At 67.1% G+C, this 8,466-nt stretch carries 10 protein-coding genes; 7 read left to right on the forward strand and 3 right to left on the reverse strand.

Translation table 11 applies throughout. The features are described 5' to 3' along the window. Positions 1–68: 68 nt before the first annotated feature. Together ACQG3P_RS08875 and ACQG3P_RS08880 are read right to left on the reverse strand one after the other, a co-directional pair. On the reverse strand, positions 69–428 hold the full coding sequence (locus tag ACQG3P_RS08875) for a hypothetical protein (protein WP_068848577.1): 360 nt from the start codon (positions 426–428) through the stop codon (positions 69–71). Between the two features lie 78 nt (positions 429–506). After that, positions 507–959, reverse strand: a complete 453-nt coding sequence (locus ACQG3P_RS08880) for a roadblock/LC7 domain-containing protein (protein ID WP_068848579.1) — start codon at positions 957–959, stop codon at positions 507–509. A 310-nt stretch (positions 960–1,269) separates the two neighbouring features. On the opposite strand from ACQG3P_RS08880, the gene rocF reads away from it, so the two are divergent. From rocF to ACQG3P_RS08895, 3 genes are all read left to right on the forward strand, one after another. Beyond that, positions 1,270–2,193, forward strand: coding sequence for an arginase (gene rocF / locus ACQG3P_RS08885; protein ID WP_068848581.1), 924 nt, complete (start codon positions 1,270–1,272; stop codon positions 2,191–2,193). Between the two features lie 189 nt (positions 2,194–2,382). Beyond that, positions 2,383–2,520: an entericidin A/B family lipoprotein gene (locus ACQG3P_RS08890; RefSeq protein WP_068848583.1), complete on the forward strand. Its 138-nt coding sequence runs from the start codon at positions 2,383–2,385 to the stop codon at positions 2,518–2,520. A 208-nt stretch (positions 2,521–2,728) separates the two neighbouring features. Next, positions 2,729–2,950: a CsbD family protein gene (locus ACQG3P_RS08895; RefSeq protein WP_019185523.1), complete on the forward strand. Its 222-nt coding sequence runs from the start codon at positions 2,729–2,731 to the stop codon at positions 2,948–2,950. A gap of 81 nt (positions 2,951–3,031) precedes the next feature. On the opposite strand, the gene ACQG3P_RS08900 is transcribed toward ACQG3P_RS08895, so the two are convergent. Next, the gene (locus tag ACQG3P_RS08900) at positions 3,032–3,847 is read right to left on the reverse strand and encodes a hypothetical protein (protein WP_217537606.1); all 816 of its coding nucleotides are present in this window, start codon (positions 3,845–3,847) and stop codon (positions 3,032–3,034) included. A 108-nt stretch (positions 3,848–3,955) separates the two neighbouring features. Here ACQG3P_RS08900 and ACQG3P_RS08905 point away from each other — a divergent pair, with 108 nt between their 5' ends. From ACQG3P_RS08905 to ACQG3P_RS08920, 4 genes are all read left to right on the forward strand, one after another. Continuing rightward, positions 3,956–5,251 carry a tryptophan--tRNA ligase gene (locus ACQG3P_RS08905; protein WP_426804825.1) on the forward strand — a complete coding sequence of 432 codons (1,296 nt, stop codon included), beginning with the start codon at positions 3,956–3,958 and terminating at the stop codon, positions 5,249–5,251. 135 nt (positions 5,252–5,386) lie between these two features. Next, positions 5,387–5,725 carry a hypothetical protein gene (locus ACQG3P_RS08910; RefSeq protein ID WP_095362582.1) on the forward strand — a complete coding sequence of 113 codons (339 nt, stop codon included), beginning with the start codon at positions 5,387–5,389 and terminating at the stop codon, positions 5,723–5,725. A 37-nt stretch (positions 5,726–5,762) separates the two neighbouring features. Beyond that, positions 5,763–6,695: an MBL fold metallo-hydrolase gene (locus ACQG3P_RS08915; RefSeq protein WP_426804826.1), complete on the forward strand. Its 933-nt coding sequence runs from the start codon at positions 5,763–5,765 to the stop codon at positions 6,693–6,695. An 85-nt stretch (positions 6,696–6,780) separates the two neighbouring features. Further along, the gene (locus ACQG3P_RS08920) at positions 6,781–8,433 is read left to right on the forward strand and encodes a M28 family metallopeptidase (RefSeq protein ID WP_426804867.1); all 1,653 of its coding nucleotides are present in this window, start codon (positions 6,781–6,783) and stop codon (positions 8,431–8,433) included. Positions 8,434–8,466: the final 33 nt, after the last annotated feature.

Genomic DNA, 8,466 nt, shown 5'->3' on the forward strand with positions numbered 1-8,466 from the left:
ACCGCGCAACCGAAGCGACCACCGCGACGCGCCCGGTCAGGGGCACGGCGCGGCGGCAGTGCCTGCGATCAGCTGAAGTCCAGGGTCTTCTCGAAGGCCTTCAGTTCATGGCGCGACATGGCCAGGTTGGCCTTGCTGCGGTCCATCACCACGTACAGGAACAGCAGCGGGTTGCTTTCCAGCGGGCGGATCAGGTGGTACTGCGTGGTCAGCGTGATCAGCAGGTCTTCCAGGGTGTCCGACAGGCCCAGCTGCTCGGCCACGCGGCGCTTGGCACGCACCACTTCGGTGTTGCCCGCAGCCGCAAGTTCCAGGTTGATGTTGCCGCCGCCGACCATGGCCAGGGCCATGCCGCTGTCACCGTCGACCAGCGCGGCGCCGACGAAACCGGCGAGCGAATTGAGCTTTTCCAGATTGAGATTGGGCACGTAAATCCTTTTTACTTCAGGCAGTGGGAGAGGCAGGCGAATGCCTGCCGGAAGGGCACAACAAAACCGAAGGGGTGCTCAGGCCGCGCGCGGGCGCAGCACGGAATCGAGGCGGGAGGCGCATTCGCGCGCGTGGAACAGCAGCACGGCCATGTTGACCTCGTGGCCGGCCACGGCGGTGAGGGTCAGCGGCTTGTCGGCCTGGATGCGGATCAGCACCACGTTGCCGAGCTTGGTGCAGATGGTGGCGTAATCCGCTTCGCTCAGCGCCAGCTCGCGCGAGACGGTCTCGCCAAGGGTCAGGAACGAATTGGCCATGGCGGCCAGGCGGCGGCCATCCACGCCCAGAGTGGAATCTTCGGCCACGGCGCGGCCGTCGGCGGTGGACAGCATCAGCAGGCTCAGCCCGCGCTCACGTTCGCGCGCATGCTGGAAGGCCTGTTCAATGGCGGCGGTGTCATACAACTGCCGGGCCGGCTGGCTCTCGCCACTGGCATTGCGGACGATCTGGTGGATGCTGCTGCGCTGCACGTACTGCCCCCTGAAACACGACAAAACACGGACCAATCCTGCGCGGATTAGTCAATCAGTACTGCGAAGAAGTGTGAAATGTAGCACGTAATTTTTGCCTTCACGGCCAACGTAAGATGAACCGCAGTGTTCCTTTCGTGTGTGTCAAAGCATTGACACATAAGGCTTTCGCGCTGGGTCCGGATGCGACGTGGCGGGTCAGTCCGCGCCGCCCGCGGTCAGCGCTTCGGCGCCTGCTGCTGCGACGCCGCGAGTGGTTTGGCGGCCGGATCACTAGACTGGTCGGATTTTCCGTGTGTGTGGAGTCAGCATGAGTAATCGTCAACCTGCGGTGTCCCTGATCGGCGTACCCACGGATATCGGGGCCGGTGCCCGGGGTGCCGGACTGGGGCCGGAGGCGCTGCGCATCGCCGGTCTGGCCGAGGCCTTGGCCGCGCGTGGCGTGGATGTGCGCGACTGCGGCAACCTGGATGGCCCGCGCAACCCGTGGACGCCGCCGGAGCAGGGCTACCGCCACCTGGATGAAGTGGTGGAATGGAACCGCGTGCTGATGGACGCCACCTATGCCGAACTGCAGGACGGCCGCCTGCCGATCATGCTGGGCGGCGACCACTGCCTGGGCATCGGCTCGATCACCGCCGTGGCGCGCTGGTGCCGCGAACAGGGCCGTGACCTGCGCGTGCTGTGGCTGGATGCGCATTCGGACTTCAACACCAGCGAGGTCACCCCGTCGGGCAACGTGCACGGCATGCCGGTGGCCTGCCTGTGCGGGCTGGGCCCGGACGCGCTGACCAGGCTGGGCGGTGATTCCCCGGCGATCTGCCCGCAGCAGGTGCGCCAGATCGGCATCCGTTCGGTGGACCAGGAAGAGAAGCGCCTGATCAAGCAGCACAAGGTCGATGTATACGACATGCGCTACATCGACGAGGCCGGCATGAAGCGTGCGGTGGAAGCGGCGCTGGAAGGCATCGACGGCAACACCCATCTGCACGTGAGCTTTGACGTGGACTTCCTGGATCCCAGCATTGCCCCGGGCGTGGGCACCACCGTGCCGGGCGGGGTGAACTACCGCGAAGCCCAGCTGGTGATGGAAATGATCGCCGACACCGGGCGCATGGGCTCGCTGGACATCGTCGAACTCAACCCGTTGCTGGACAACCGCAACGCCACCGCAGTGCTGGCCGTGGACCTGGTGGAGAGCCTGTTCGGCAAGTCCACGCTGATGCGCGACTGAGCGGTAGCGGGGTTTCCCGGCGCGTGGCTGAACGGCCACGCGCCGCGTTCACATCGATTGCACGCGCCAGACCCCAGATTGCATCTCACGCGGGGGAAGTGCCGGGAACGGCGCCGACACCTCCGCGATCTGCAATAGGCAGGTGGGGCGGTATTTCGGTAGTGACGTTGAATTAATCAGGAGAACCCTATGAAGCGTGTAATTGCACTGATGCTGTTGTCGATGGTCTCGCTGGCCATGCTCTCCGGCTGCAACACCGTTGCCGGTGCCGGCAAGGATGTGCAGAAGGCAGGCCAGTCGGTGGAAGACGCCGCCAAGGGCAACTGATCCAACGTTGCGGGCCGGCGAACGCCGGCCCGCATTGGATGAAGAAACGCCGGGAGTCTCCCGGCGTTTTTTTATGCGCGCGATTGCTGCCTGCCCGCCATTCAATGAAGTGAGCATGCACTTCATCCACGCTTGACCGTCGGCGAACACGCGTTATTGCAAGCTGTTTCCACGGCGATGTTGCCGTTGAAGACGAGGACGCGAACCCATGAACAAAGACATCATTTCCGGCAAGTGGACGCAGCTCAAGGGCAAGGCGCAGGCAAAGTGGGGCGACCTGACCGATGACGACTTCAAGGTGGCCGAAGGCAATGCCGAATACCTGGCAGGCCGGCTGCAGGAACGCTATGGCTGGGCGCGCGACCGCGCTGAAACCGAGGTCAGGGACTTCGAAGCCGCCATGCGCAAGGATTATCCGGACTATCACTGACACCCGGGCGGTGGCAGGGCGGCCATAGGGTCGCAACGAGGGTATGAAACCGGAACGGGCCGCACTGCGGCCCGTTTTTTCTTACCTGGGCGGGTCAGGCACGAAGCCCGCCGGGAACGCCTGCGGTGCGCGCTCGCCGCGCGGGTAACGCGCCGGAAGGATGCCGCGCGCCACCAGATTGCGCTCGCTGTCGTAACGCAGGTCCAGGCGCTGGGCCGGCCACCGGCTGGCGCGCTCGAAGGTGGTGCTGCCCGAGTACGACGCTTCGCGCTCGCCATGGCCGGTGCCCAGCGCGGGTGCCGGGGAGGGCGCACGGATCCGCGAACCGGTGGTCTCCACCGATGACAGCGCGCGGTCGGCCGCTTCGGCTGCTGCCTGCGGCTGTGCCTTGTTCTGCGCGCGCGCCACCGGGGGTGCGCGCGGGGGCAGCGGCACGTAACGCGGCGCTTCGTTGAACACCGCAATGCCGATCACCCCGATGTTGTCCGGCCGCCCGGTACGGTCGGCATAGCTGTTGCCCGGGTCGGTGAACACGAACTGCGCCACTTCCCGGCGCGATTTGCGCCAGCCGGTAATGTCCGCGCTCTGCCACGGATCCAGCACGTAGCCGGTCTGGTCCGGGGCGGCCACCTCGCCGGTTATCACGTTGAGGCCATCCACCGACAGCACCACCAGCACCCGCTCGGGGCTGTTGTTGCGCAGGCGCACCGCGTAGGGCTGGCCTTGGCGGCCGGCCACCCAATACTGGCCCCGGTGCAGGTAGGCGGGCAGTTCCAGGCGCTGGTCGCGCTCGACCAGGCTCAGCGTGACCGGGCCGGTATCGGCACGGGGCGGGACCGCCGGCTTGAACCCACACAGGGCCAGCACGGCAAGCAGGGGCAGGGTCAGGCGTTTCATGGCGGGGCCTTCGCGGTTGGGTAATCCGTTGAACGCGCCAGGCCGGGCAACGGGGTTGCGCGCGGGCAGGTAAACTGGGGGCGTTCAACTGTCCGTAATGATTCCCACATGACCACCCGCGTTCTTACCGGCATCACCCCCTCCGGCACGCCCCACCTGGGCAACTATGTCGGCGCCATCCGCCCGGCCATCACGGCCAGCGCAGCGCCCGGCATCGAGAGCTTCTTCTTCCTGGCCGACCTGCACAGCCTGATCAAGGCGCAGGAACCGGAGAGGACCCAGCGCTCGACCCTGGAGATCGCCGCCAGCTGGCTGGCCTGCGGGTTGGACCCGGACAAGGTCTGGTTCTACCGGCAGAGCGACATTCCCGAAACCACCGAACTGATGTGGTTCCTGACCGTCATCGCCAGCAAGGGCATCCTCAACCGCGCCCATGCCTACAAGGCGGCGGTGGACAAGAACCGCGAAGAACAGCTGGATGAGGACGCCGGCATCAGCGCCGGGTTGTTCATGTACCCGGTGCTGATGGCTGCCGACATCCTGATCTTCAAGGCCAACCGCGTGCCGGTGGGCCGCGACCAGATCCAGCACATCGAAATGGCGCGCGATTTCGCCCAGCGCTTCAACCACGTGTACGGCAAGGAGTACTTCCCGTTGCCCGACGTGGTGATCGACGAGCAGGTGGCCACCCTGGCCGGCCTGGACGGCCGCAAGATGAGCAAGAGCTACCACAACACCATTCCGCTGTTCGCCCCGCGCGCGGAGCTGAAGAAGCTGGTGTTTTCCATCCTTACCGATTCGCGTGCGCCGGGCGAGCCCAAGAGCACCGAAGGTTCGGCGCTGTTCCAGATGTACCAGGCCTTCGCCAGCCCGGAACAGACCGCCGCGTTCGCGCAGGCGTTTGCCGACGGCATCAGCTGGGGCGATGCCAAGCAGCAGCTGTTCGAGCGCATCGATGCCGAACTGACCCCGCTGCGCGAGCGCTATGACGCGCTGATGGCCGAGCCGGAGAAGATCGAAGCGCTGCTGCGCCGTCGCGGCCAGCAGCTGCGCGAGCAGTACGCCATTCCGCTGCTGAAGGAGCTGCGCCACGCGGTGGGCCTGCGCGACCTGTCCACGGCCGGCGACATCGCGGCGGAAGACGGTGGCGTGGCGCGCGCTGCGCCGCCGCTGTTCAAGCAGTACCGCGAAAAGGACGGCCGTTTCTACTTCAAGCTGCAGGCCGGCGACGGCACGCTGCTGATCCAGAGCGAAGGCTTCGATTCGCCGCGCGATGCCGGCCAGCTGATCGGCGTGCTCAAGCAGACCGAGCACGGCGATGGCCTGCAGAGCGAGTTGTTCAAGCTCGAGGCGGAAGTGGATGTGGTGCTGGCGGCATTGCAGGAGCTGCGCGAGCAGGCGTGAGGCAACGGCGTACCGACCAACGGTCGGTACCTACCGGGTGGGACGGATCCATGGTGTGCGATGCATCCATGCGGTCGCATGGGCGCGGTAGCCACCGACCGTTGGTCGGTGGACACGTAGACAAAGGAAACCACGATGGCTTGGTTGTCGTTGTTGTTGTTCCTGCCCTGGTTCGTGTTGCTGGGCACCCTGTACTGGTTGTTCCCACGCCACCCCCGCGACACCGCGCGGCGCCTGTTCGACGGCGTCGCGCTGCTGCTCGCCTTCGTCCTGAGCATCCTGGCCATGCTGTGGGGCCACCACATCGGCGTGGTGCAGAGCGATGCCGGCCCAATCTGGCGACAGGTCCTGGCGGTGCTGTATGCCTACGGTGCGTTCCTGGCGGTGATGGTGGCCGCGGTACTGCTGCGCGGGGGCTGGCTGGCCGCGCGTGCGACCAAAGCCGCATCGAAGTCGGCCGGCGACACCGCCTAGAATCAGGCGTACACCGCCTGTTGCCAGGGATGAGCAGATGTCCTCCGACCCCAGCATTTTCACCATCGATACCGCGTTCCAGCGCAGTGACTTCGACGCCGCCTACCTGATCGTCGAAAACGGACGCGCCGCCTTCATCGATTGCGGCACCGGCCTGGCCGTGCCGGCGATGCTGGCCGCGCTCACGCGTGCCGGCTGCACGCCGGAGCAGGTGGATTGGCTGGTGCTCACCCACGTGCACCTGGACCATGCCGGCGGGGCCGGCCTGCTGATGCAGCAGCTGCCCAACGCCACGCTGGTGGTGCACCCGCGCGGCGCGCCGCACATGATCGACCCCGCCCGGCTCATTGCCGGTGCGACCGAAGTCTATGGCGCGGCCGAAATCGCGCGCAGCTACGGCCCCGTCCTGCCGGTGCCGGCCGCGCGCGTAGTCATTGCCGAAGACGGCCACCGCGTGGACCTGGCCGGACGCAGCCTGCTCTGCCTGGACACGCCGGGGCATGCACGCCACCACCTGTGCGTGTGGGACGAGCGCAGCCGCAGCGTGTTCACCGGCGATACCTTTGGCCTGTCCTACCGCGAGCTGGACAGTGCACGGGGCGCCTTCATCATTCCCACCTCCTCGCCGGTGCAGTTCGACCCGGAACCGCTCAAGCGCTCCATCGCGCGGCTGGTCGCGCTGCAGCCGCAGGCGGTGTACCTCACCCACTACGGGCGGGTGGAGAACATTCCCGCATTGGCCGCCGACCTGGTCGAGCAGATCGATGCAATGGTGGACATCGGCCGCCAGTGCGACGGACGCCCCGACCGCCATCGCTGCCTGGTGGCGGCGTTGACCGTGCTGTACCAGGAACGGGCGCAGGCGCATGGCTGCCCACTCGACGATGCGGCGGTGGCGCAGGTGTTGGCGATGGATATCGAGCTCAACGCGCAGGGCCTGGCCTGCTGGCTGGACCGCGACCGCCGCTGAGCGCGCACGCGGGGCCTGCCCGGTAACCGGAGTGTCACGTTACACTCTGGCATTCCGTTTTTTTCTGGTACCTGCCGTGAATCCGATGCGCATGCTGCTGTTGTCGTCCTGTCTGTTCGTGGGCGGCCTGGCCCACGCGGCCAATGACCTGCCCGGCGGTGGCATCGACCCCGAAGCGCTGTCGCGGCATGTGCGCATCCTGGCCTCGGACGAGTTCGAAGGCCGCGCGCCGGCATCGCCCGGTGAAGAGCGCACTGTGCAATACCTGATCGAAGAATTCCGCAGATCCGGGCTGCAGCCCGGTGGCGTGGATGGCAGCTGGGTGCAGCCGGTGCCGATGGTGCGTGCGCAGGTCGATGGCCCGGTGACCGCGAAGCTGCGCCAGGGCGGCAAGGCGCGCACGCTGGTCAACGGCGAGGACGTGACCCTGCAGAGCCTGCGCCCGCAGGCGGCGGTGGACATCAAGGACGCGCCGCTGGTGTTCATCGGGTATGGCATCGATGCACCCGAACGCCAGTGGAACGACTACAAGGACGTGGACCTGCACGGCAAGATCGCCGTGGTGCTGATCAACGACGCCGACTTCGAGGCAGAGCGTGCCGGGGCCTTCGACGGCAAGGCCGTCACCTATTACGGCCGCTGGACCTACAAGTTCGAGGAAGCCGCGCGGCGCGGCGCCCAGGGCGTGCTGATCGTGCATGAAACCGCGCCGGCCGCGTATGGCTGGGCCACGGTGAAGAGCTCGGGCACCTCGCCGCTGTTCGATATCGAGCGCCCGCAGGACCAGGCCCTGGCCCAGCACGTGCCGGTGCGCGGCTGGATGCAGCGCGCGCTGGCCGAGCAGCTGTTCCGCGATGCCGGCCTGGATTTCGAGGCCGAAAAGCGCAAGGCGATGACCCCGGGCTTCCAGCCGGTGGCGCTGGGGGACGCCACGCTGTCGGCGCAGTTCAAGCTCAAGCGCGAACAGGTGGTCACCCGCAACGTGGTGGCCAAGCTGCCCGGCGGCGCGCACGCCGATGAGGCGGTGATCTTCTCCGCGCACTGGGATGCCTTCGGTATCGGCCAGCCCGACGCGAAGGGCGACCGCATCCGCCGTGGCGCGATCGACAATGCCACCGGCGTGGCCACCGTGCTGGAGCTGGGCCGCGTGTTCGCCGCCGGCCCGCAGCCGCAGCGCACCCTGTACTTCGTGGCGCTCACCGCCGAAGAGAAGGGCCTGCTGGGTGCCAGCTACTACGCCGCGCACCCGCTGGCGCCGCTGGACAAGACTGCCGCGGTGATCAACATCGAGATGTTCAGCCCGGATGGCGCCACCCGCGACATCGCCTCGTGGGGCAAGGGCCGGGTCTCGCTGGAAGGCGACCTGGAGCGTGTGGCCAAGGCGCGTGGGCGCAGCTACAGCCCGGACCCGAACCTGGAAGCGGGCTTCTTCTACCGCGCCGACCACTTCGCCTTCGCCCGCCTGGGCGTGCCGGCCATCACCATCGGCCCGGGGCTGGACAAGCTGGAAGGCGGCGTTGCCGCCGGCAAGGCGCTGCGCGAGAAGTACTTCGCCGACTGCTACCACCAGGCCTGCGATGCCTGGACCCCCACCTGGGACCCGGCCGGCCACGCCGCCGACACCCTGCTGGTGTACGACCTGGGCGCCGAGCTGGCCAACAGCCGCCGCTGGCCGCATTGGGAAGAGGGCTCGGAATTCCGCAAGGCCCGCGAACAAAGCGAAGCGGCTCGCCGCTGATTGCCGTGCGGGTCACGACCAACGGTCGTGACA

Source organism: Stenotrophomonas sp. SrG (assembly GCF_050031795.1).
GTDB classification, from domain to species: domain Bacteria; phylum Pseudomonadota; class Gammaproteobacteria; order Xanthomonadales; family Xanthomonadaceae; genus Stenotrophomonas; species Stenotrophomonas rhizophila_A.

Bases quoted from the DNA above. Each gene is read 5' to 3' on its own strand.
- ACQG3P_RS08895 (WP_019185523.1), top strand. From the start codon at position 2,729: ATGAACAAAGACATCATTTCCGGCAAGTGGACGCAGCTCAAGGGCAAG.
- ACQG3P_RS08910 (WP_095362582.1), top strand. From the start codon at position 5,387: ATGGCTTGGTTGTCGTTGTTGTTGTTCCTGCCCTGGTTCGTGTTGCTG.
- ACQG3P_RS08905 (WP_426804825.1), top strand. From the start codon at position 3,956: ATGACCACCCGCGTTCTTACCGGCATCACCCCCTCCGGCACGCCCCAC.
- ACQG3P_RS08890 (WP_068848583.1), top strand. From the start codon at position 2,383: ATGAAGCGTGTAATTGCACTGATGCTGTTGTCGATGGTCTCGCTGGCC.
- ACQG3P_RS08915 (WP_426804826.1), top strand. From the start codon at position 5,763: ATGTCCTCCGACCCCAGCATTTTCACCATCGATACCGCGTTCCAGCGC.
- ACQG3P_RS08920 (WP_426804867.1), top strand. From the start codon at position 6,781: ATGCGCATGCTGCTGTTGTCGTCCTGTCTGTTCGTGGGCGGCCTGGCC.
- rocF (WP_068848581.1), top strand. From the start codon at position 1,270: ATGAGTAATCGTCAACCTGCGGTGTCCCTGATCGGCGTACCCACGGAT.
- ACQG3P_RS08900 (WP_217537606.1), bottom strand. From the start codon at position 3,847: ATGAAACGCCTGACCCTGCCCCTGCTTGCCGTGCTGGCCCTGTGTGGG.